The following is a 22,588-nucleotide window of genomic DNA, read 5'->3' as shown; positions in this document are numbered from 1 at the left end:
ATTCTGCAATTATTTGCGAATCAATTGTTCCGCCAGTTCATGACTTTCCATGACATGACTTGCACTGATCAGGCAATCATCAGGTGAGTCCAGACAAGCCAGGAAATTATCAACTGCTCCGCTAAAACCTCTGCGTGTTAACACGGTGTCCCAGCTCCCGAACGTTTCTTTGGTTTCCAGACTCCCCTGTTCCATGCAGCTGATCGTGTCCATGTTCACCACTTCAACAGATCGTCCACCACCATGCAATTCGATCTTCTCCAGATCTGCCCCAGCTTCACGCACCATATCGAATCGACCGTAGGCTGTTCTGCCCAGCTTGGCCGTTCCGGTTGCATGCAGCAGTCTGTCCAGATCATTCTTCCGAATCCATTGATGAAGCAACTCCACATTATGATCCGAGTACCACAACATCAGATCCAGCATATGGATGAGATCATCATAGATGGTTTCCGCCGCAGGACGATCCTGAATGCCTGTACGATGTTTGGTCACTGTCAAGGATTCAAAACCTTTTCCACCCTGCATCCATTCTTTCGCTTTTTGGTACATCGGTGCGAATCTGCGGTTGAAGCCCACTGCCAGCAACAGCCCTTGTGCCTCGGCAAAAGCAGTCATCTCTTCCGACTCCCGAATCGTATAGGATAACGGTTTGTCTACGTACACGGCTAATCCCTGTTCCAGACATTGCATGACAATGTCAAAGTGCGCTTCCGTTGCTGTATGTACAAACACCGCATCCAAGTCCCAGGACAACAGTTCTTTCAGATCCGTTGTTCCCCGTTCTAATCGATACGCCTCCTGAACGGCTTTGACCGGCTCCGGAGATCGGTTCATAATGCCTACAATCTCCACGTTCGGATGAGCTGTTAACAGCGGCAAATATACTTTACGTGCAATATCGCCGAGGCCGATAATTGCAACTCGTTTACGTTGGGTTGTTTCCATGATGATCATTCCACCTTCAGTTCGGTTCTATATTTCCACGTCCTATAGTGTAACCCTTCGGACAGCAACTTGCCAGTGATTGCAGCACACTTCGCACGAATTGTTCAGACAATGGGCGAACGTGGTAAACTTAGGAGGAACAGCAGTACAGATCGGGACACGACCAGACCTGCCTGATCTGAAAGGAGCGTTTGGGATTTTGCGAAAATGGTTATGGCTTCTGTTATATGTTTTACTTGCAGGAGTCACGTTTATTTACAGATATGAACTGCTGGCCTGGACCGATCTTCATCAGTCCATTCCGCTGTTACTCGCCATGGCAACCTTGTTTGCTCTTGTGCCTGTAATTCCTTATAAGTTTGTTATTATCGCCTTTGGTTACAGTTACGGTACCACCACGGCAGCCTGGATATGCTGGCTTGGCACAACACTTGCTGCCATGCTCGTTTATGGCGGAGCAAGAACGATCTTTAGACATCAGGCGAGATCGTACCTCGAACGCATTCGGGGTCTAAACCGTTTTACCACATGGATGGAAGCACATCCGTTCATGGGTGTCATGTCGATGCGACTGTTGCCGATCGTGCCTCAGATGGCCGTTAATATCTACGCAGGTATAACGTACACGCCATTCTGGGTCTTCATGCTTGCCACGGCCATTGGGAAAATGCCAGCGATTTTTGTATTTGCCTATACAGGTGCACAGGCTGAAACCTCAATCTGGCTGAGCCTGGGAATCCTTGCCGGATATCTGGTGTTCATGACCATTGTATTGCTCTTATTTCGCTTTCGGTCACGCAACAAAGCCTGAATTCAGAATTCGCAAAGCGTTCAGATCCAGCTTGTTTTCATTCCGGCTTGGTTGGCTTGCCAATTCAGGATATAATAGAAGAGCAAGCCTAATGCTTGTGTAACAAGTTTTAATAAAACGGTAGATTGCTGGAGCTCGAACACGAGCGCTAAATCTTCATCAGAAATGGAGTGACTATAGCATGGAACAACATTCAAGTGAGTTAGCAACTTTTGCAGGCGGATGCTTCTGGTGTATGGTATCCCCCTTTGAAGAACTGCCCGGTATTCATAAGATCGTATCGGGTTATACAGGAGGACATACCGAGAATCCAACATATGAAGAAGTCTGCTCGGAGACAACAGGACATGTAGAAGCTGTGCAAATTACGTTTGACCCTGCCATCTTCCCTTATAAGAAACTGGTTGAACTGTTCTGGCAGCAGATTGATCCTACGGATACAGGCGGGCAATTCCATGACCGTGGATCTTCCTATCAGACGGCCATCTTCTATCATAGCGAAGAACAGCGCCAGATTGCGGAAACTTCCAAAGCGGAGCTGGGACAAAGCGGACGTTTTGACAAACCAATCTTCACTCCGATTTTGCCAGCCAAACCGTTCTATGAAGCGGAAGAACATCACCAAAATTATCACCGGAAGAACCCTGCCCATTACAAACGCTACAGCAAAGGTTCTGGACGTGTAGATTTCATCGAACGCAACTGGACCGGTAACGTGGATAAAGACGGGCTGAAAGAGCGTTTGACGCCGCTTCAATATGAAGTTACGCAGAACAGCGCGACCGAGCCTGCATTCCATAACGAATTCTGGGATCACCACGGTGATGGTATCTATGTGGACATCGTATCTGGCGAGCCATTGTTCAGTTCTACTGACAAATACGACTCCGGCTGCGGCTGGCCGAGCTTCACACGTCCATTGCGTGACCACAACGTGAAGGAAAAAACCGATCTCAGCCACTTCATGATTCGTACCGAAGTGAGAAGTCGTGAGGGCGATTCCCATCTGGGTCACCTGTTCAACGATGGTCCTGCCGAAGCAGGTGGAATGCGTTATTGCATCAACTCTGCGGCACTTCGTTTTGTACCCAAAGAAGACATGGATAAAGAAGGATACGGTGAGTACGCCGTCCTTTTCCAATAAGTTTTAATACTAAAAGAGCAGTGGGATGATCCCGCTGCTCTTTTTGTTGTACATTACAACTACATCATACTTACAATCCAACCGATCCAGTACGCAAATGGAATTAATAACAACTGTGCCAACAGTGTACCGAATAAACGGGATACGAGCATGCAGCCATAAATCTGATTCATGCGATCCAAACGGATCTCGCCACGTAATGATCGGTCACTGAGCAGGGAAATCCGCGGATCAATCAGGATGGTTAACAAAATAGTCGCTATTCCGTTAATTAGCCCGGTTGATTGGGATGCAGCTACAGCCTGCCCTGGGTAAAGATAAGCTGCGTACAAGCTGGACAGGACACCAGTGGTATAGATTGCGGTTACCGCTACATTCAGCAGCATTAACCGTCTTGGCATCCCATGCTGTACCAATCGTTTGGCCATCTTCCAGGATGGCGGGGTGATGTAATACGTTGCATTTCTAATCTTACTTCGCTTCAGCATACCGCGAACCATCGCAGGGATGGAACCGGCTGCTTCAAAATGTACAACCATTCTTGATGAGAGCTTCACCATGGTTGGAAAACACAATATGGCTAATGCCGTTCCTATCGTTGCCGCACCCATTAACCAATGTAGCTGTGCTGCAAAGTGTGGATTGGCTCCCCGTGTTGCGGTATCCACCAGATTACCTACCATCGGGCCCTGGGCCATATTCGAGGTTCGAGAAACCAACAGCAAGATACCCGCGAGTGAAATGGCTAGCGCGATTCTGCGGGTGCGTAAACCACCAAGGCGGAGCGCGTAAGACAAGCTGTCTGCAGCATGAATCAGCATGGTGAACAACATAGGGATTGCCAGGCTAAGACTAAACATATGTATGTACTCCTTTATCTTCCTTTTATTGAACTTATTCCTTCCATGGACAGCATTATACTCCTCTGGCTTGCAAAAGTATAGGAACGAGATCCTTCAATATAGTTGAACTAAAGAATATTTACACTGGACACTCCGATGACAGAACAACCTTCCGATCGCTGTTATCCCCAGATTTTTTTGATTCCTTTTATAAAGGGGGAAATCCGGGGATAAAGGCGAGTTTTTGCTTACGAAGTTGCTTTCCACAGAAAGCTCTTAGCTCCTCTTCTTCAGGTACTTTCTGTCCTCTCCGTTTTGTGTAAATGTTTATTTCAATTTATATAGATCATCGGTAAATGCACTTACGACCTCGGATGTTCATCGTTTATCCCTCCCCTCAAAGGGTAATATACAACTAATCCATCATTGTACAGGAGGGGTTCATATGCCTTGGAATAAACAGGATTATCCGGTATCCATGAAAAACCTGGAACCACGTGTTAGACATAAAGCAATTGAGATTGCCAATGCTCTGCTCGATGACGGGTATGAGGAAGGACGCTCGATTGCCATAGCGACAGCTAAGGCGGAAGAATGGGATGAAAATCATCCCGCACCGGAAAGTTCGAAATCGGACTCCACATCTTCTTCCGATAATTCCAACCCTAAAAAGTCGTCTTCCACGGAACGTCGTCATTCTGAGCCCGTATCTTCGTCCAAAAGTCATGACAACATCCATGTAGTGCCTACCGACTCTGGCTGGGCGATCAAGGAAGAAGGAAAGTCTAGCTATCTGTCCACATTTGATACTAAGGCAGAAGCTGTAGATAAGGCCAAAGAACTGAGCAGCAAACAAAATATTCGAGCGATTATCCATAATCAGGATGGTCAGATTGCTTCTTCGATCAAGTCTTGAATGAATCGGATGACATCGGAAAATGGCCGTTCACACAGTTCAGCGAATATAAAATCATTCCACGAGCAAAAACAACAAAATCCCTTTTGCTGCTGAAGAGCAGTCAAAAGGGATTTTGTATGAACTTTAACTATCAAGACCTGAATATGATGCATACAGGTTATGGTTGTTCTGAAACGTATGGTTAATTGGATACACCTCTAGCCACCGTAGTCCGTTGTGAAATAGCAGCAGCGTTAACTGCCTTGGCTGCAGCCGATGGCATCGGCAATTTCACAGCCGAAGTTGTAACCACGGTTCCGCGAGCCGGAACACTAACGACGTACGTGATGACTTTGCTGGCAATCCATACGGCCAGAATCGTATATAAAGTTTCTTTTACCGGAAGAAAGAAAAGCGACAATCCCAATACAAAAGCATCGCTGACAAAGAAAACTGTTCCCAGCTTCCATCCCTTCCAGCGGCTAACCAGCACGGCGAGAATATCGTCTCCACCTGTCGCTCCACCGAATCGAAGCACGATCCCAGCGCCTACCCCTGTCAATATACCGGATAGAACGGCCGGAATCCACAGATTTCCGTTAAACGACAATACCAGTGTGGAGTATCGTTCAAAGCCGTCATAGAATAGGGAAAATGCACCGACGCCAAGCAATGCCTGAATCATGAATTTCCAGCCTTTGAGGAACCAAGCCAGGATCATGACCGGAATGTCCAGTAACAACATACCGATAGCAGGTGATAAGCCTGTTGCGTATTTTCCGAGCAGGGCCAGACCAACAAATCCGCCCTCCGATAAATGATTCTGAAAGTTAATGTGATAATAAGCAAAAGCTAAAATAAATGTACCGAGTAGCATAATGGCGAATTTGATCGCCTCTGTTTTAACGTGTTGTAAGGTTAACGATGTTCTCTTCATTCAGGTTCCCTCGCAGTTTGTAGGTTGGTTTTTTATACCGACCGTACCCTGCAAAAGGTAAGCCTGGAAGAAATCATCGTGTACGTCCTTCGAATATTCATTCCAATCCCCTCTTTCGCAGAGTCAGCCGTTTTTTTGAAACCGGTTGGTGTACTCTACAAGGGGCGCTATGTGTATGAGAGATCGTAACGTTTCCAGATCGTCCTTGGGGAGATTGTCCTTCGGGAACTCATGGTATCCTGATCCTTTCTGTTCTGTTGTGGTTAGCTGTGCTCAGTTAAACTGAAAAATAACTACAATGCATAAGCTTGAACATTTAATTGTACACTTACACTTGGATTACAGTACCCTCTTTCGATCGCGGTTATCCCCGGATTTTTGGAATTCCATTTTCCCTCTGGGGAAAATCCGGTGATCGCTTATGCTTCCGAAGCTGCTTTCATTCAAAAAGCTTTCAGTCGAACGCTTCGCTTCTACAGATGGGTTCTGCACTCTTCGTTCCTGTGTAAATTGTAAATCCAACTTACACCAGTTGCAAGTTCATTCAGTTTAAACACCAAAGCTAACTTGCTTGTTCTTCTATTATATAACACCAACGTGACCGGGTCTAAACAGTAGACCCCTCAAAAACAGGCATAAAGCAGCCTTTGGACTGCTCCAGCAGTCATACGGCAACACCAGGATAAGCAATGCTTGCTAATGGTGCAACCTGCTCCTTTATTCTATGACCAAAGCTTCCAAAAATAACTGTCAGTCACCCAACTGTGACAAATTGGGGCCTTTTTTTATTTTCTTGCGCTTTTTGAAGGAATCATTTTCCTTTCACACATACACTATAGCAAACGTAATCGGCTTATTCTTTGTCCAGTTCAGACGTTTCCAGACTTACTCTGCTGTTTATGGTATAATATAACAATTGAATCCCACTACCGTTTAAGCGAGGCGGATTGATGAAAACGTTAAAGCCAAGAGTCTTTATTGGCTGCTCGCTGGAAGCGAAGCCGATTGCAGCCGCAGTACACGAAAACTTACGTTTTTCAGCCGAAGTTACCCCTTGGTATTCCGGGGTTTTTAATCCAAGCAGCTATACCATGGACGATCTGGAAGTAGAGGTCCGTACGACTGACTTTGCCATTTTTATTTTTCATCCGGATGATATATCCAAAATTCGCGGGAAGTACTACGCGTCGGTCCGGGATAATACAATGCTGGAAATGGGTCTGTTTATGGGTCGTCTGGGACGAAAACGTATTTTTTTCATTCTTCCTGAGGATATTACAGACATCAAGGACACAACCAAAGTCGAAGGATTGCGTATGCCCACAGATCTGCTGGGATTAAATCCACTCGTATATGAAATCCGTTCTGACGGAAAGTGGGCACCAGCCGTGTCCGTGGCATGTTCCAAAATCGCAGACAGTATTGAGGAACAAGGACGCTGGAGTGATCCAGAATTGGAGAACATCATTGAGAAGCATAAACGCACTGAGGGAGAAGCGAGGTTACAACTGCTTAAGTTGCTGCGGTTCTTTAGGGAATTGCTGCGTACCCGCAAAGCAGATGCCAAGATGCTGGAGCGAATGAGCGATGCCCTGCGTACTGCCTTTGTCTCTCATCCTCCATTCGCTGTACGTGGCACAGCCATATACCGTACAGATGACAGTGGTTACATTGAGCAATTATGTGGTAATGTTGGAGAACCGGGGAGAAAGTATGACTTGTCCGCTAACGACGACAAACAACCGGATGATCCCAAGCGCATCCTGGTGATTGATTCTTACCGGGAGAATAAAATCAAGATTAACCTGTATGATGATTACCTTGAGAAAGAGTATCTGCTATGCTATCCTGTAGCCAAGAGGTATGTTATCACCGTTCACATTATTGGACATATTGAAGCGGATGAGGCGGTATTTCAGCAGATTGACCTACAGAATCGTCAACTGTTCAACGCCATCAACGATTTGTTAGGAGGCGAACCGGAATGAAACCGGAAACGAAAAAAATAAGCAAGCGCTGGGGCAGCGAAAAAAAGGTACGCCTCAGTTCTGCGCCCGAATCATCACGACCGGTTCCGGAACCCAAGGAAGAAGATCGTTTCCACAAGCCGGCCGTACCGCTAACTACCATTGGGCCCTCCCTGAAGGGCAAGGAAAGACCTTATAAGGTCATCCTTGAAAAAGAGGCGTTCTACGAAAAGCCTCAATATCTTGCTTAATTGCTGAACACATCATCAAACCTGCCGCTGAATCGGCAGTATTCCATAGGCCCCGCCGCCCAAGGCAGGGGCTTTTTTGTTGCTCATTTTCGCTAAAAATAAAACTGCTTCTACTCGTTGACTGGTGCCATCGTGTTAAGGCAATTCATCCTGACTCATTATTGTAATTGATTGCTTAATTTATTGCTTGTAATTACTTCTGTAGCAGACTGCACTGCATAAGACTTATTTGGTTTATGGCCTTAGGTTTCCTGCAAAACCCATAAATTATACCTAATTTTGGAGTGAGCTTGTCCTGATTGTTGCTTTCAGTAAATTAAAGAAGACGAGGAATGATCGTAATAGTTCACGTCTTTCCTGCTACTTGCTATTTCCAATTATAATACAAGAACATATGTTCTGTAAATAAAAAATAGTTTTCTAAAATTCATTTTGGGAATAATTTATTTTGACCTAAAATAAGTTCAATAAGAGTTGAGTTGAGTTGAGTTGAATAGAATTTATTTTCTTTCATAAAACAAAACAGGCAACGCATAACCTCGCGCTGCCTGTTTCATTAGTCATTAATTTCGTACATATAAGTTGGGGCTGTCTAAATCAGACCAGACTGTTGAAGCAATCTGCGTATAATCACAGCTGTTTCGGCACGGGTAATCGATTGATTCGGAGCAATGGTATCTTTTCCACGTCCGGACACCAGTCCGGCGGAGATGCTCGATGCTACTGCATCCTTCGCCCAACTTGCTACTTGCTCAGCATCTGCGTAATCAGACCATTGCTGAACGTTCCCGGCAGACGCTGCTGGTTCCATTCCAATCACAGTCATAGCCCGTGCTATGAGCGCCATCCCTTCCTGACGAGTAATCTGTGCCTGTGGACGGAATGTTCCATCTTCATATCCATCGATTAGGCCATAGCTGGACGCTGTGTTCACAGCACCCGCGAACCACTTGCTTCCATTCACGTCTTTGAAAGAGCTAACCCGTTCTCCAGGTTTTAATCCTAATCCACGTACCAGTATGGCAGCGAACTCTGCACGTGTAACTCCACGGTTCGGTTCAAAGGTTGTATCCGTGATGCCCTCGATAACCATACGAGAACCCATATCATTCACTTCGGTCTCGGCCCAGTGTTGGGCTACATCAGTGAAGGTATGCGGGTGCCAGATAACGGCATACACACTGTTGGTCAAGCTGTTAATCTGTGCATGGTATATCCCATTGACTTGTGTAATTTTTGTGGGTATATGGCGCACATTTCCTTCTGCATCCACTACAACACCTGTGGTGATCTGGTTAGGATCAACGTTCGCTGGTAATGCAATTGTACGTGATACATAACTATTGAACTTATCCACGCTCACGGATTTGCCATTCAAGGTGGCTGTTACTTTGAAATCAACTGGTGATCCCAGAAGAGTATATCCATTTTGCTGAGCTGCTGATTGTGCTGTCTGTATGACTGCTTCTGTTGGCTGTGAAATTTCGATTCCCAGTTTGATGTTCTCCAAGGAATTGTCAGAATTCATACCCAGTTGCTGCGCGAGCTTCTCAATATTAACCTGCTGTGCAGGTAACGTGTAAGAGGCAATATCCGTTTGAAGCACCAATACGGCTTGTTTGTCAGCCATGAGTTTGACTGTCTGGCCCGTCAGTTCACCAATAACCAGATCTCCTTGGCTATTACCCGTCACAGGGATCGTGACAATCGCGTTGTTCCCCTCGGTTTGAAGTTTTTGTGCAATGAGAACTGCGTCCACTGTAAGGGTTACAACTTTTCGCCCGTTCACTTCAGTAGTGGCTAAGCTTCCAGCGTTCTCGGCTTTACCGTTCACGAGCACCTTAGCCCCTGTGGATGGCGGAGTTACGACGGGATTAGTCACTGGTGTATTTGTGCTGTTTCCACCAGAACTGGAACCACCTGAGTTTCCATTGCCACCCGAACCACCTGAACTATCACTATTGCGCTTGATGTTCAGCGTATATGTTTTCTTGCTTATTCCGTCCAATGCAGTCACTTCAATCGTAATTGTATTCATACCACTGACTAATTGCACGATTGTACTATTACTATTCACACCATTAATTTTCACTGTGGTTCCAGTTTGATCGGGTTTAACGCTGATTTCAGTCGTGCTAACGGAACTACTGACCGTCGCTTCATAAATCTCTACATCTGGATTGAATGTTGGAGTTAATGTGATCGAAGATAGAGTTATTTCACTCAACTTGGCATTGGTGATGTCAATTCGATTGATGTTAAGTTTATAGTCGTTACTAGTGCCGTCCTCCGCCTGAACATTAATGTTTACAAGATTTGAGCCGTATACTAGATCCGTAACGGTATAGGTGTATATACCATCTGTCACCGTCTCATCCGTAGCCCCTGTTACCATTACGCCTTGTCCTTCATTTGCTTTGCTTAAGGAGAAACTCACACTTGTCACGTCAGATTCAAGATCTACGCGATAATCGAGTTCATCCGCAGAGAAGTCCGGTGTCAGATGCCCTGAACTTATCGTCAGAGTGGAGAGTGTTGCTGTTGACGACTTCCACTTCGCATATAGCGTAATATTTTGCGTCAGACTCGTATTGAAATCAAAAGCCTGAAGCAATTGGCTATCCTGATACCAGCCCGAGAACGTATATCCTGCTTTTTCTGGAGTATCAGGATTTACAGCCGAGCTATTGTAGTTCACCTTTTGATTGTCAATCTCGGTTCCGCCGTTGGATTCAAAACTAATATTTACATATAGCGGTTGCCACTGTGCATACAACGTAACATCACTATCATTCATGGAGAATGTATCCGCTGCGCTGTAGCTGGTTCCGCTACCATCTGCTGCTGTATTCCATCCGGTGAATTGATAATCTTCCCGGTCCAGTTCTCCAGTGCTATCTAACACAGTTACTGTTGCATCTTTTTGATACTTGTTGTTGTCGATGGGAACACTTCCTGTGATCCCGCCATTGGCGTTGTAAGTCACTGAATGTTCTGTAGAAAGTGTCATGACCGTCAGCTTGTAATTTTTATTTCCGTCCGCATAAGCAACGTAGGGATTTCCATTTGGACCAAATGCGAGTGAAGTTTCATTGATTTGGCCAGCGGAAAATGGTTTTCCCCCAACCACGGTCCATTGAGTCCCGTCCAATTTCATCATTACACCCTGCGGCTCCATGCTAAAATTAACTAGATTTTTGAAAGCTACATAAGGGATACCTTGCGGATCAAAAGCCAGAGACATACTATTTAGTGTTCCTGTTGAGAATCCCTCAGTCCCTACCACTTTCCACTGGCTACCATTCAGTTTCATTACAGTTGCTTTATAACTCTTAGAACCGTCTTGAAATGCAACATAAGGTACATTGTTCGGACCAAATGCTAGGGACGGGTAAGATGCTGAGTCTGCTGTAAATGCTGCATTTCCTACATTTTTCCATGAACCACCTGCAAACTGCATGACAGTCAATTTATTATTTGTTGAATCTTTAAAAGCAAAATATGGAATTCCGTTAGCATCAAAAATAAGTTTGGACATCTCTAGTGCAACACCTGTCGTAAAGCCGGCAGTTCCAACGGTCTCCCACTGATTTCCATTCAATTTTTTTACCGTCACTTTAGTACTTGCAGCATGATCCCGGTAACCAACGTAAGGGGTATCATCAGGACTAAAAGCAAGTGTAACGTAAACTGCAGCTCCTGCAGAAAAACCAGCACTACCCACAATCTCCCATTGTTCTCCGCTAAATTTCATAACTGTTGCTTTACTTCCATTATCACCATCCTGATAAGCTGCGTATGGAGTATTATGAGAATCAAATGCAAGCGATGAAGTGTTATGTATCTCGCCCGTAGAGAAACCGGCAGGCCCCACGTATTGCCATGCTCCAGAAACATATTTTAGAACCGTTGCTTTCCCGCCTTTGGTTCCATCCTTAAATACGGTGTACGGTGTACCCTCCCGATCAAAAACCAACGTAATATTCTCCGCCTGCCCTGATGTAAATCCAACTCCACCCACATCTGTCCACGTTCCACTTGCCGCATAAGCACGATCTGCACCTAATGCCTGAAACCCTGGAAATCCTCCAAAAGTTAAAGCAGCCACAATCAGCATCGTCATCACTTTTTTAAACCTCAGTAATCTTTTATTCATCACCATCGTCCTTCCATTCATCATATAACATCCTTGTCCCTCGCGACTTCATCTCCGTCTAAACCTTACAAATCTACTTAAGAGCTACTCAACTACTATGGCTCGTATATCCATCAGACGTACATCCATCGAAATATGTATTTTTAAAAGATTTAGCACTCCTTTCGATCTGGTTTGAAATTTTAAAGATATTATAACGAGCTACTATAAACAAACTCTAAACACGGGGAGTACATTCTCCTTGTATGTTCTGCATTCCGACAAGTTGAAATTGCCTACGAGCCTTATTTCACAAGGGCTTTTAAGTGATTCAACCTGCCTTTAAGAGAGAATGTAAATATTTTCAGGTTGAAACCTGCATGGCTCAGGATTATGCTGACTATACTATAAACAGGAACGTTTGTTCCTAATTAGAACGATATATTTATGGCTAAGGAAGTGAACATATGACATCCTCAACTTCCGCCCCATCCCCTGCGGATGAAGACCATCGTCTGATCAAAGGTCTGGTTGTGCGCACGCTTTTGCTGGATGTACTTGAACGAGATATTCACACACTGGATACGCTGCTGTTGAAGATGCCTGAAGTCTACATTCTGTCGCTGACCCGCATTCAGAACAATGTGCTCAAGGAGATGTTGGCCCTTCGTAAACAGATGAGAACCCGCGGTGTCAAAGTACTGGAAGAGAAACGGGAAGCCGAGGGTATCGAAACTCTGTATATGTGCAGAGGGTATTGGCAACGGTTCTATATGCTGTGGACATTCGCACGCAATGAAGTCAAAAAAGAACTCAGTCGGCATCTGGAGATGGACTTGGCGCAGACTTGATATAACTTTGACAATATTGAACCCGGGCCCCAGCAAAACAAGTTGACCACGGAAGGTTACGTTCATTAAGATGGAGAAGAGATATCCAACCATTCCAATAAGGCATGAATTGATTTCAACCGGATATACTCTCAACGTCTTATCAATCAAGGAGTTGTACTTCATGGATTTGAATACACATTCGATTAAACAAACACCCGCACATACAGGCATTGCCGCAGATGTAACAGAACTGATCGGCCAGACACCTGCCGTTAAACTGAACAGACTCACAGGCAGCAACTCTGCTGATGTATACGTGAAACTGGAATACTTCAACCCAAGTGGCAGCGTCAAAGACCGTGCCGCCTACAACCTGATCGTTCAGGCTGAACTTGCGGGACACTTGGTCCCTGGTGCTACCATTATTGAACCGACGAGCGGCAATACCGGGATTGGTCTTGCGATGAATGCCGCCGCCAAAGGATATAAAGCCATTCTGATTATGCCGGACAATATGTCCAAGGAGCGCATCAACATTCTGAAAGCCTATGGCGCAGATGTGGTGCTCACCCCTGCTGCGGAGCGGATGCCTGGTGCGATTCGCAAAGCGAAAGAACTTCAAGCAGACATTCCGGGAAGTTTCATTCCGCAGCAGTTCGAAAATCAGGCAAACCCGGACATTCACCGGATTACGACAGCTCCCGAGATTATGCAGCAGATGAAAGGTAGTCTGGACGCCTTCATCGCTACAGCGGGAACCGGCGGAACCATTACCGGGACGGGAGAAGAGCTGCGCAAGCAGTTACCCGATATCCGCATCTATGCGGTGGAGCCCAAAGGTTCTCCGGTGTTGTCCGGTGGCGAGCCCGGACCACACAAGCTCGTCGGTACAAGTCCGGGGTTCATTCCGGACATCCTGAATACCGACGTGTGGGATGCCATCATCCAGGTGTCCGATGAGGACGCACTGGATACGATGCGGCAGCTTGCTGCCCGGGAAGGGCTGTTGCTCGGCCCTTCCTCCGGGGCTTCGGTGTGGGCCTCCCTTCGCATCGCGAAGGAACTGGGGCCGGGGCACCGAGTGCTCTGCATTGCGCCGGATACCGGGGAACGGTATCTGAGCATGGGTATTTTTTAACACAGCATAAATCTGTACACATCAAAAAGGGGCTTTCATGTCCCATAAGTCATGAGCATGACAGAGGCCCTCCCTTATTAGCGCTCATTGGTCATTGGTTCTAATGAACCTGACACACGCTATTCGCTCCTATTTGCGTAGGTCTGACGTGTAACGAATCACAGCGACGTTATTTCTCCAAATTCGGTCGATTTACAGGCTTAAGAGCTATTTTCGGCGGGATAACGTTACTGAGATTCGTTAGAATTTACATCTCTTCATTATCACCCTAATAAGGTGCGGTAGGTTCGTTAGAATGTTGGAGCGATTGGTAGCGAGGAGCGAGGGAAAACCCCTCGAAAAAAAGGGAAGCGAAGTACATTGAAGGAACCATCAAAACAAAAAAAGCTCTTGCTCACATACGGATGGTGAATCCGCAGAGAACAAGAACTTATTTTGGCAAGAAACCTTATCATCAAAATTAAAGCAAGAATATTTAACGTAAGCTGGTTAGTGTGTCAGGGTTGTCCATTTCACACCTTCGGGAAGCAGGGCCGCAATGCGGTCTTTGGCTTCCTTTTTGGTATACAGCGATTCATCGAGAATGACCGCAGAACCGGAATCGGTGCTTGTCCGAATCAGACGTCCAAGACCTTGCTTCACACGCAAGAGCATATACGGAAGATCGATCTCTTCGTATGGTGCTGCCGACGCACTGCGTTTTGCATTGAAGACAGGGTCCTGTGGTGGATACGGAAGCGACCAGATCATGACATTGGATAATGACGGGCCTGGAACGTCCAGTCCTTCCCACAGATTAACGGAGCACAACACACTCTCCTCATCCTGCTGGAACGCCGCGATCAGATCACTGATCTCCCGGTCGCCCTCATACATAAAGCGCAAACCTTCTGCTTCAGGTACATGAACGATGTCCTGCTTGAACGCGCGTAGCTCTTCCATCGTACGGAACAGAACCAGCGCACGTCCTCCACTCTCCTGAAGTAACGACACCGCGTCACGCAAGCGATTTTCGTTCTCCGGGTGACCCGGCACAGCTTCGGCGGTAATCTTCATCTTCATTTTGTCCGCATAATCATACGGGGAAGCCACCGAGAATGATACAAAATCATCAATGCCCAGGCTGTCCGCCACATAACGGAATGAACTATCCACAGATAACGTGGCGGAGGAGAACACGATTGGAATACCTGTGTTGAACACACGCTCGTTCAGCATTTCCTTCACGGTGCGCGGCATTATCGATAAGGTCGTCTCATCCTCGCTCTCTTCCGCCCAACAGATGTAACCATCTTCCTTACGGAACAAAGCAAGTGCAGACTGAATCATGTCCAGATGTTCTTCCACGACACGCATCTGGTAACCATCCAGCGAGAACAATCCGCTCTCAAATACCAATTCTTCGCCGATTGCATCCAGCACACTCGTCAGACGTTCAATCTCACGTAGCAGTGGCGGCTCTACCCGAACTTCTTTCCGTTCCGAACCAGGGATCGCGACCGTATACGTATCCAGCAACGCAAACAGTCGCTCACTGCTCTCAATCGCTTCATCCACACACTCCGCGAGGGATTCACGAATCTCTCCTTCTAACAGGCGAGTGACGAGTTCCTCGAAAATGCGGTGTTTCAGCTTGTAGCTCAGTGCGTTCAGGGCTGCTTCTTCCAGCAAATGTCCTTCATCAAATACAACTGAACTGTGATCAGGCAGGAGTGGCAGTTGGCCCTCGCGTTTGCGCGCATCATAGGTCCACACATGCTCCATGTAATAATCATGGGAACAGATGATGATGTCTTTGGAACGACGGTAATGGTCACGCGACAGCGTCAGGCCGCAGCGTTGTCTTTTAGGACAAACAAAACAATCCTGGAACGGATCCCAGTTGATTTTGTTCCACTGACGATCATTTAGATGTGGATACTGTTTGCGGTCACCATACGGATGGAAGGCCTGAAGTGTACCCGGCGTATTCACAAAATCTGGCAGACTCTCATGCACTTCTTCAATAACAGGCGCATCTTCATCCGCAAATCGCATCGCACTTAGTTTGTTCAGACAGACGTATTGATCCGGTGACTTGCCCAGACGTGCGTCCACTTCCAAGTCCAGATGTGCAGCCAGCTTCGCAATATCTCCACCGGGCTTCACAAGCTGTTCAATCAAGGACTCATCGGCACAGGCGATCACTGCCGGTTTGCCCGTATAACGTGCATAACAGACCGCGTAGAGCAGATAGACTAACGTCTTGCCTGTTCCGACACCGGCCTCCGCCATAATGGTCTTTTTATCTCCATAGGCCCGTTCGAGCTGGTACGCCATAAAAATCTGTTCATCCCGCACCTCGAAGCCGAACTCTGGCAAAATATCGTAAAAAACATCGGCAACCCATTCCCCGAGACGGGATACAAAAGGTTCAGCCGGATCATATGCAAAAGGATAACGTTGTGTAGACAATCCTAGGTCAGCCTCCATTCTTAGACGCGGTCCTCTTTCATTTTCCGTTCAAAAAAGGCCGCAGGGCAAAAGTTAATTATCTCACGCGATGAAGCGGGTGACAAGCTTTTTTTACGAGATTATTTGCGAGGTTTAATGTATAGAACCAATTTTCAGGGAAAATATATACAGGAATCCACTTTAAGGAAAGGCGGTGCTCCACTCCATGAATCATCAGTCTTCACAATCAGAGCATTCCTCAGACAAAGACCCTGAGACATTAACGGATCGACAAGGTCATCCCATTACGGACAATCAGAATGTACGAACCGTTGGCAGCCGGGGACCGACTACGCTGGAGAACTATCATTTTCTCGAAAAAATTACTCACTTCGACCGTGAACGTATTCCGGAACGTGTGGTCCATGCCCGTGGTGCTGGTGCTCATGGCGTATTTGAAGCGTATGGAACGGCCGGGGATGAACCGGTATCGAAGTACACACGTGCACGTCTATTTCAGGAAAAAGGCAAACTAACGCCCGTGTTCGTTCGCTTCTCTACCGTTATACATGGTGGACATTCACCGGAGACCCTGCGGGACCCGCGCGGATTTGCTGTAAAATTCTATACCGAAGATGGCAACTGGGATCTGGTGGGTAACAATCTGAAAATCTTTTTCATTCGTGACCCGCTCAAATTCCCGGATATGGTACACGCCTTCAAGCCAGACCCGTTGACCAATGCACAGGATATGGAGCGGTTTTTCGATTTTGTCTCGCTGAGCCCTGAAGCTACCCATATGGTGACATTCCTCTTCTCTCCATGGGGCATTCCAGCGAATTATCGGCAGATGCAAGGCTCGGGTGTCAATACATATAAGTGGGTCAATCAGGAAGGCACGGGCGTACTCATCAAATACCACTGGGAACCGCTCAATCAAGGGATACGCAACCTGCTGCAAAAAGACGCGAGCGAGATTCAAGGACAGAACTTCAATCATGCGACATTGGACCTGTATCACGCCATTGAACAAGGGGAGTATCCCGAATGGGAGCTGTGCGTTCAAGTGATGGAGGACGGCGAGCATCCGGAGTTGGATTTCGACCCGCTGGACCCGACCAAGTTGTGGCCGCAGGAGCAGTTTCCTTTTCTACCTGTGGGTAAAATGACGCTGAATCGTAATCCCGAGGATTATTTCAATGAAGTGGAGCAAGCAGCGTTTGGCACAGGTGTATTGGTAGACGGGCTGGATTTCTCAGATGACAAGTTGCTGCAGGGACGCACCTTCTCTTATTCAGATACCCAGCGTCACCGGGTGGGTGCAAACTACCTGCAATTGCCTGTGAATGCGCCGAAAAATCGGGTGGCGACCAATCAGAGCGGCGGGCAGATGCAGTATCAAGTGGATCGGGCGCCGGGTCAAAATCCGCATGTGAACTATGAGCCTTCATCGCTCGGTGGACTAAAGGAAGCGGCGCCACGTGGTAAGGAGCATGAACCATTGGTGGAGGGCAGGCTAGTGCGTGAGAAGATCGAACGTACGAATGATTTTGGTCAAGCCGGTGATACGTACCGGGCGTTCGAAGATTGGGAGCGGGATGAGCTGATCAGCAACATGGTCGGGGCTTTGGCGCAATGCAAACCGGATATCCGGGAGCGTATGATCTCTTACTTCACCCAAGCGGATGCGGATTACGGTCGGCGCGTCTCTGAAGGGTTGGCCTCTGTTCAAACCGATGATAGTGCGACAGTCCAACCGAAACATGAACCAAGCGTGGAGCAAGCGAAGAAACAGAGTCGTGAGACGGACGGATATTAAGGTGGATGGACAGCGTTTGGATCGCTGAGTCTGACACTGTTGGTACATTTGGGTATTTTGAGTAAGCAGATTACGTTCTGAATTAAACATAGCCCTGATCGTCAAGTTGCCCGTTGCAGCTGCTATCAGGGCTTTTTCATGACTAGCTTGAGTGTAATCTCCACTTCAGGATGCATGCAACTATGTATTTTAAATTAAAAGAAGTTCATATGAGTGGATCGAAGGTAAGACTTGTGCTCGTGGGATGGAAAAGCGTACTTCTCTACGTTCATTTCAGATGATTCTTCGTTAAATGAGAGCTATCACCCAATGGAAAGATTACATAATTCACGTGATATTACAGGCATTGGAAGCTTGCAGGCCTGACCTGCCTGCATGTACCTCCATCTGATCAGATGATTATTGATGATAACGCTTACAACATTTACCATAAAGTTGTGTCCTAGAGATTACATCTAACCAGCCGGCATGACCTATCTCATAGGTAACGGTCTGGTACACGGCTACCACATGCTCTTCATTCTATTCCCAATTAACCAAGGAGGCTTACGTAATGAAATTATTCCCATCCACATCCACTCATGTATCTGCACGATCTGCACGTTCTCTGAAGGAACGCTCCCTCAAATCCAAAATGGCCCAGATCTGTCTGAGCGCCGCGTTCCCTCTATTATTGATTGGTGGTGGGTCGGTTGGTGCGGCAGAACTGATCGAGAGCAATTTGCAAAATCCCTCTGAATCGGTGGCGACTTCGAATATCGCACTTGCTGCGGGTGATCTGTATGTGTCTCCTAACGGTTCAGCCAGCAATCCGGGTACGATCAACAGCCCTACGTCACTCGCTAACGCATTGACCCAGATCGCCCCAGGCAAGACCATCTATCTACGCGGCGGTAACTATAACTTCTCCCAGACCATTACCATTGAACGTGGCAACAGCGGCACATCGAGCCAACGTAAAAACCTGGTGGCGTATGGAGCGGAGAAACCGGTCTTTGATTTCTCGGCTCAAGCCTTCGCTTCCACCAATCGTGGACTGCAAATGTTCGGAGACTACTGGTTTGTCAAAGGACTTGAAGTGAAGGGTGCAGGCGATAACGGCATCTTCATCGGAGGCAGCTACAACCGTCTGGAGCAGATCGAAGCTCATCACAACCGGGATACGGGTATTCAAATGGGACGTTATGCTTCCACAGCCGCCAAGAGTGAATGGCCTGCATATAATGAAGTGATTCGTTCCTACTCCCACAACAACTATGACCCGGATGACGGCGAGGATGCAGACGGTTTTGCGGCCAAACTGACCGTTGGCCCAGGTAATGTCTTCGACGGTTGTATTGCCGCCTATAACGTGGACGATGGCTGGGATCTCTATAGCAAAACGGACACAGGCGCCATCGGCGCGGTTACGATCCGCAACAGCATCGCCTACGCGAACGGGGCAACCGCAGACGGTACTTCTACCTCTAACAGTGATGGCAACGGCTTCAAGCTGGGCGGTGAGAAGATTGCAGTGAATCATATTGTGGAGAACAGCATTGCGTTTAATAATAAAAAGCACGGCTTCACTTACAACAGCAATCCCGGTTCGATCCAGATGAAAAATAACACCTCCTGGAACAATGGGCAAAGCAACTTTGCCTTTGATGTAGGCACCCACATCTTCACCAACAACCTGTCCTTCCAAGGCGGCGCCAGTGACAAAACAAGCGGAACCGACGTCAGCAGCACTAACGTCTGGTGGAAGAACAAAAAAAGCGAGAACGCCAAAGGCCTGCTCGCCAGCGCAGCCGACTTTGTCTCCCTCGTGCCTTCGGTAACACGTAGCGCGGACGGAACACCTGTATTGGGCAATTTCCTGAAGCTTGCAGGTGGTAGTGATCTGATCGGCTCGGGTACGCCATCGGGTAAGAATATTGGTGCGCGGTAAGTGGTAAGTACTAAGATAAAAGAATAATTTAAAAGCAAGATCCCCTCCCCCATGCCAGCCTGATCGGTGGTAATGGAGGAGGGGATTTTTGAATTGCTGTGTATTGTTTACTTTCTTCTAGGTTGAAAGATACTCACACTCACGTTTTGCCTAAAACCTCAATGATGAGTCTACCGCCTGTGCGAAAACCTTGTTCGAATGCCGCTTCCACATACATGGACGTGGATTGTCCGATCAAGTCTATCAGTTGCTCCAAGGCATCGTATTGATTCTCGGTAAGCTGTGTTTTGTAACCCTTCATGAGGTCTGATATTTGACGATTGATCTCCTGATATTCGGAGTGCTCAGGATGAATCGACTCGTCCAACCGCAGGTTTCCGTGAAACAAATCTTCGATCAGGTTTGACATGTTATCCTTCATGGTAAGGTCACCTCAGGAAGATTGTAACTCAAGGGATGAGGTGAGATAGAATTTTAGCGGGAAATGCGCTAAAGAAATTACTTTAAGATTCAAATGTTGTTTTATCAGGAAAATATCCATTTTCACTATACAGACTTCTTGCCAATCTTTGAACCGCCATATTGAGATAAAACTTCGATTTGTGTTGGCCTTTAATACTAGTTTCACTTCTTGAATTTATCCTTAATTTATTTAGTTCACTCTTTCCATGACTTGTTCATTTGGAGCAAAACCATAGTTAACCTTCTCAACTATATTGATCGTTCTATAGAGGTACTGTAAACAGACCTGCTTAGATTTAGCATTAACTTGCTTCATCATTATAAAAACACATCCATGGGGTGGACATAAGATTGTTGGTGACGGAGATCATTGAAATTATCTAACATTTTTGCGATTGGGTTCATGATCTGATTTTTTGGTGCTGTTTATTCTGTAACATCTACCCAATAATCCCGAATTTCTTTCTATGCGAAAAATCAAATTACTTAACAACAATATTTTTCCCCGAAATTTTCGCTATTCTTAAGTTGACTAGACAATCTATAATAGATTTTCCTATTCCCGTGCTTAATGTTTCATTGCTTAAATTTTGGAATGTTAATCTAATGAAATTGGCATACTTCTCTATCTCCAAAATATTTTTACAATTAGTACCAATAAGTATGTCGTCACAGCCACTCATTAGTAATACATAATCTTCATGACTTTTTATTATTTCTCTTAGGTTTAACATCGAACTTTGAATAGTGTCATGAATTTCTTGAGCTTTATTTATTTTTCCAGTTAATAAATTATGTTCTATTTTATTCCCTATATTATCAGCATCAAATCTAATATAGAATTCATACATTAGAACTGCCTCCTTTATGCAATTTATTTTTGATTTGCTCAAATGTGGAATAATGTTGATTTTCAAAATGCTTCAAACTTATAACCCCGGAAGTTTTATTTCTAGTCCAATACTTCCCGTTAAGTGTCTTTCCTTCATCATTTAAAACTATCAACTCAGCAACTCCTTGCCTTAGATCTTCTTCTGAGCTTAACAAATCAGAATCATAAAAGTAGGCTAAAATAATCTCATCTTCTTTTTCTTTGAATTCTATTTTTTCAATATAAGATTTACCGCAATATTTATTTGTGAATGTTTTAATGTGAAGATTTAAAAACTTCTGTTTAACAACAATATAAAAATCCATTTCATCCACAGTATTACCATTATCGTCTAACCAATCACTTTTAAGTGACCCTACCCATGTACCATTTAAGTTCGGTACTTTAAATAATAAGTTAAATACAGGTAGTTTCCATGCAAATTTAAAATATAAAAACCAAATAAAACCAACAACAGTGAATGAAGGACTGATTGATTTCAAAGCATTCCCTTCCATAAAATACATTACAGTAGAAAAGACTACTATAAAAATTAGAATTGATGTCTTTATTGTTTTATTTAGCATAGTTACGTTCATATTAGTCTCCGGTTTCTATTTGTATTTTTTAGTTATGTTAAGTATACACTTTAATAAATTCATTTTTAAATACTCCTAAAGACTTTACAAACAAAAAACATACCTAAGTAAGAAGGTAAGATATCTCTTCAAACAGCCAACTGTAAGCCTTTCTATAAAGATATCACCTATTTCACTTTTTCCAGACTAGTGAATCGAAATCACGTGTTTCATAATTGGATTTATTTTCACGTGTTCCATACTCACTTTTATCGGAATGTGTGATTGCAAGAATTAGTAATCTTCAAAACTTTAATTTTGCTCAGTTTAATGATGTTTAATTTAATGATTTACCATTTGCGCTTGAAATAAAATCGCCGTATTCTTGAGGTCTCCCACTACCTTAGTTGCACACTGCTAAAAGAAATATACTTAATATATCGTAGTTTTAATCTATGATAGCTAATTTCATCTCATTTCGGAATACTACAATAAATCTTGTAACAAAAACTTTCGGAACATTCAAAAGACCTCATCTATACTACGAAGAGGTCCCCTCTCTTAATTTGTTTGATAACATTTCTATAAAAT

At 45.4% G+C, this 22,588-nt stretch carries 17 protein-coding genes; 9 read left to right on the top strand and 8 right to left on the bottom strand.

Annotated elements, in window-relative coordinates; translation table 11 throughout:
- Positions 1-9: 9 nt before the first annotated feature.
- The gene (locus tag J2Z28_RS27355; RefSeq protein ID WP_211085304.1) at positions 10-948 is read right to left on the bottom strand and encodes a Gfo/Idh/MocA family protein; all 939 of its coding nucleotides are present in this window, start codon (positions 946-948) and stop codon (positions 10-12) included.
- 199 nt (positions 949-1,147) lie between these two features.
- Here J2Z28_RS27355 and J2Z28_RS27350 point away from each other — a divergent pair, with 199 nt between their 5' ends.
- Positions 1,148-1,759, top strand: a complete 612-nt coding sequence (locus J2Z28_RS27350; RefSeq protein WP_211085303.1) for a TVP38/TMEM64 family protein — start codon at positions 1,148-1,150, stop codon at positions 1,757-1,759.
- 181 nt (positions 1,760-1,940) lie between these two features.
- Positions 1,941-2,903 (top strand): peptide-methionine (S)-S-oxide reductase MsrA, encoded by a 963-nt coding sequence (gene msrA / locus J2Z28_RS27345; protein ID WP_211085302.1) that lies wholly within the window; start codon positions 1,941-1,943, stop codon positions 2,901-2,903.
- A gap of 59 nt (positions 2,904-2,962) precedes the next feature.
- On the opposite strand, the gene J2Z28_RS27340 is transcribed toward msrA, so the two are convergent.
- Positions 2,963-3,763 (bottom strand): lipid II flippase Amj family protein, encoded by an 801-nt coding sequence (locus tag J2Z28_RS27340; RefSeq protein WP_076216967.1) that lies wholly within the window; start codon positions 3,761-3,763, stop codon positions 2,963-2,965.
- Between the two features lie 427 nt (positions 3,764-4,190).
- Here J2Z28_RS27340 and J2Z28_RS27335 point away from each other — a divergent pair, with 427 nt between their 5' ends.
- Complete coding sequence (locus tag J2Z28_RS27335; protein ID WP_211085301.1) at positions 4,191-4,661, top strand: DUF2188 domain-containing protein; 471 nt, start codon at positions 4,191-4,193, stop codon at positions 4,659-4,661.
- 184 nt (positions 4,662-4,845) lie between these two features.
- Here the strand turns inward: J2Z28_RS27335 and J2Z28_RS27330 are convergent, their stop codons facing one another.
- Positions 4,846-5,580 carry a YitT family protein gene (locus J2Z28_RS27330; RefSeq protein WP_036614465.1) on the bottom strand — a complete coding sequence of 245 codons (735 nt, stop codon included), beginning with the start codon at positions 5,578-5,580 and terminating at the stop codon, positions 4,846-4,848.
- Between the two features lie 950 nt (positions 5,581-6,530).
- Between J2Z28_RS27330 and J2Z28_RS27325 the strand changes: the two genes are divergently transcribed.
- Positions 6,531-7,568 (top strand): nucleotide-binding protein, encoded by a 1,038-nt coding sequence (locus J2Z28_RS27325; RefSeq protein WP_051447360.1) that lies wholly within the window; start codon positions 6,531-6,533, stop codon positions 7,566-7,568.
- A complete protein-coding gene (locus J2Z28_RS27320; RefSeq protein ID WP_017687536.1) occupies positions 7,565-7,798 on the top strand; it encodes a hypothetical protein in 234 nt (77 codons plus the stop codon). The genes J2Z28_RS27325 and J2Z28_RS27320 overlap by 4 nt, the downstream gene beginning before the upstream one ends.
- A gap of 592 nt (positions 7,799-8,390) precedes the next feature.
- Here J2Z28_RS27320 and J2Z28_RS27315 read toward each other — a convergent pair.
- Positions 8,391-11,954, bottom strand: a complete 3,564-nt coding sequence (locus J2Z28_RS27315) for an S-layer homology domain-containing protein (protein WP_211085300.1) — start codon at positions 11,952-11,954, stop codon at positions 8,391-8,393.
- Between the two features lie 446 nt (positions 11,955-12,400).
- On the opposite strand from J2Z28_RS27315, the gene J2Z28_RS27310 reads away from it, so the two are divergent.
- Together J2Z28_RS27310 and cysK are read left to right on the top strand one after the other, a co-directional pair.
- Complete coding sequence (locus J2Z28_RS27310; protein ID WP_211085299.1) at positions 12,401-12,784, top strand: YhjD family protein; 384 nt, start codon at positions 12,401-12,403, stop codon at positions 12,782-12,784.
- Positions 12,785-12,947: 163 nt separating this feature from the next.
- A complete protein-coding gene (gene cysK, locus J2Z28_RS27305; protein WP_211085298.1) occupies positions 12,948-13,904 on the top strand; it encodes a cysteine synthase A in 957 nt (318 codons plus the stop codon).
- A 489-nt stretch (positions 13,905-14,393) separates the two neighbouring features.
- On the opposite strand, the gene J2Z28_RS27300 is transcribed toward cysK, so the two are convergent.
- Positions 14,394-16,376, bottom strand: coding sequence for an ATP-dependent DNA helicase (locus J2Z28_RS27300; protein WP_211085297.1), 1,983 nt, complete (start codon positions 16,374-16,376; stop codon positions 14,394-14,396).
- A gap of 187 nt (positions 16,377-16,563) precedes the next feature.
- On the opposite strand from J2Z28_RS27300, the gene J2Z28_RS27295 reads away from it, so the two are divergent.
- Together J2Z28_RS27295 and J2Z28_RS27290 are read left to right on the top strand one after the other, a co-directional pair.
- Positions 16,564-18,156: a catalase gene (locus J2Z28_RS27295; RefSeq protein WP_211085296.1), complete on the top strand. Its 1,593-nt coding sequence runs from the start codon at positions 16,564-16,566 to the stop codon at positions 18,154-18,156.
- A 553-nt stretch (positions 18,157-18,709) separates the two neighbouring features.
- Complete coding sequence (locus tag J2Z28_RS27290) at positions 18,710-20,086, top strand: right-handed parallel beta-helix repeat-containing protein (protein WP_211085295.1); 1,377 nt, start codon at positions 18,710-18,712, stop codon at positions 20,084-20,086.
- A gap of 139 nt (positions 20,087-20,225) precedes the next feature.
- Here J2Z28_RS27290 and J2Z28_RS27285 read toward each other — a convergent pair whose 3' ends face one another.
- From J2Z28_RS27285 to J2Z28_RS27275, 3 genes are all read right to left on the bottom strand, one after another.
- Positions 20,226-20,507, bottom strand: a complete 282-nt coding sequence (locus tag J2Z28_RS27285) for a DUF6809 family protein (protein WP_053061616.1) — start codon at positions 20,505-20,507, stop codon at positions 20,226-20,228.
- Between the two features lie 523 nt (positions 20,508-21,030).
- A complete protein-coding gene (locus tag J2Z28_RS27280) occupies positions 21,031-21,399 on the bottom strand; it encodes a mCpol domain-containing protein (protein WP_211085294.1) in 369 nt (122 codons plus the stop codon).
- Entirely contained in the window at positions 21,392-22,018 is a 627-nt protein-coding gene (locus J2Z28_RS27275; protein WP_211085293.1) for a Cap15 family cyclic dinucleotide receptor domain-containing protein, read from the bottom strand. Before J2Z28_RS27275 ends, J2Z28_RS27280 begins: the two co-directional genes overlap by 8 nt.
- Positions 22,019-22,588 lie beyond the last annotated feature (570 nt).

It is taken from the genome of Paenibacillus xylanexedens (assembly GCF_017874615.1).
Lineage (GTDB): Bacteria > Bacillota > Bacilli > Paenibacillales > Paenibacillaceae > Paenibacillus > Paenibacillus xylanexedens.
The sequence above is the reverse complement of the archived record's forward strand: the minus strand, read 5'-3'. Positions and strand labels throughout refer to the sequence as shown.

Coding starts and splice junctions, on each gene's coding strand:
- J2Z28_RS27330 (WP_036614465.1), bottom strand. CDS start 5,580: ATGAAGAGAACATCGTTAACCTTACAACACGTTAAAACAGAGGCGATC.
- J2Z28_RS27285 (WP_053061616.1), bottom strand. CDS start 20,507: ATGAAGGATAACATGTCAAACCTGATCGAAGATTTGTTTCACGGAAAC.
- J2Z28_RS27320 (WP_017687536.1), top strand. CDS start 7,565: ATGAAACCGGAAACGAAAAAAATAAGCAAGCGCTGGGGCAGCGAAAAA.
- J2Z28_RS27310 (WP_211085299.1), top strand. CDS start 12,401: ATGACATCCTCAACTTCCGCCCCATCCCCTGCGGATGAAGACCATCGT.
- J2Z28_RS27325 (WP_051447360.1), top strand. CDS start 6,531: ATGAAAACGTTAAAGCCAAGAGTCTTTATTGGCTGCTCGCTGGAAGCG.
- cysK (WP_211085298.1), top strand. CDS start 12,948: ATGGATTTGAATACACATTCGATTAAACAAACACCCGCACATACAGGC.
- msrA (WP_211085302.1), top strand. CDS start 1,941: ATGGAACAACATTCAAGTGAGTTAGCAACTTTTGCAGGCGGATGCTTC.
- J2Z28_RS27340 (WP_076216967.1), bottom strand. CDS start 3,763: ATGTTTAGTCTTAGCCTGGCAATCCCTATGTTGTTCACCATGCTGATT.
- J2Z28_RS27275 (WP_211085293.1), bottom strand. CDS start 22,018: ATGAACGTAACTATGCTAAATAAAACAATAAAGACATCAATTCTAATT.
- J2Z28_RS27280 (WP_211085294.1), bottom strand. CDS start 21,399: ATGTATGAATTCTATATTAGATTTGATGCTGATAATATAGGGAATAAA.
- J2Z28_RS27295 (WP_211085296.1), top strand. CDS start 16,564: ATGAATCATCAGTCTTCACAATCAGAGCATTCCTCAGACAAAGACCCT.
- J2Z28_RS27315 (WP_211085300.1), bottom strand. CDS start 11,954: ATGAATAAAAGATTACTGAGGTTTAAAAAAGTGATGACGATGCTGATT.
- J2Z28_RS27355 (WP_211085304.1), bottom strand. CDS start 948: ATGGAAACAACCCAACGTAAACGAGTTGCAATTATCGGCCTCGGCGAT.
- J2Z28_RS27335 (WP_211085301.1), top strand. CDS start 4,191: ATGCCTTGGAATAAACAGGATTATCCGGTATCCATGAAAAACCTGGAA.
- J2Z28_RS27290 (WP_211085295.1), top strand. CDS start 18,710: ATGAAATTATTCCCATCCACATCCACTCATGTATCTGCACGATCTGCA.
- J2Z28_RS27300 (WP_211085297.1), bottom strand. CDS start 16,376: ATGGAGGCTGACCTAGGATTGTCTACACAACGTTATCCTTTTGCATAT.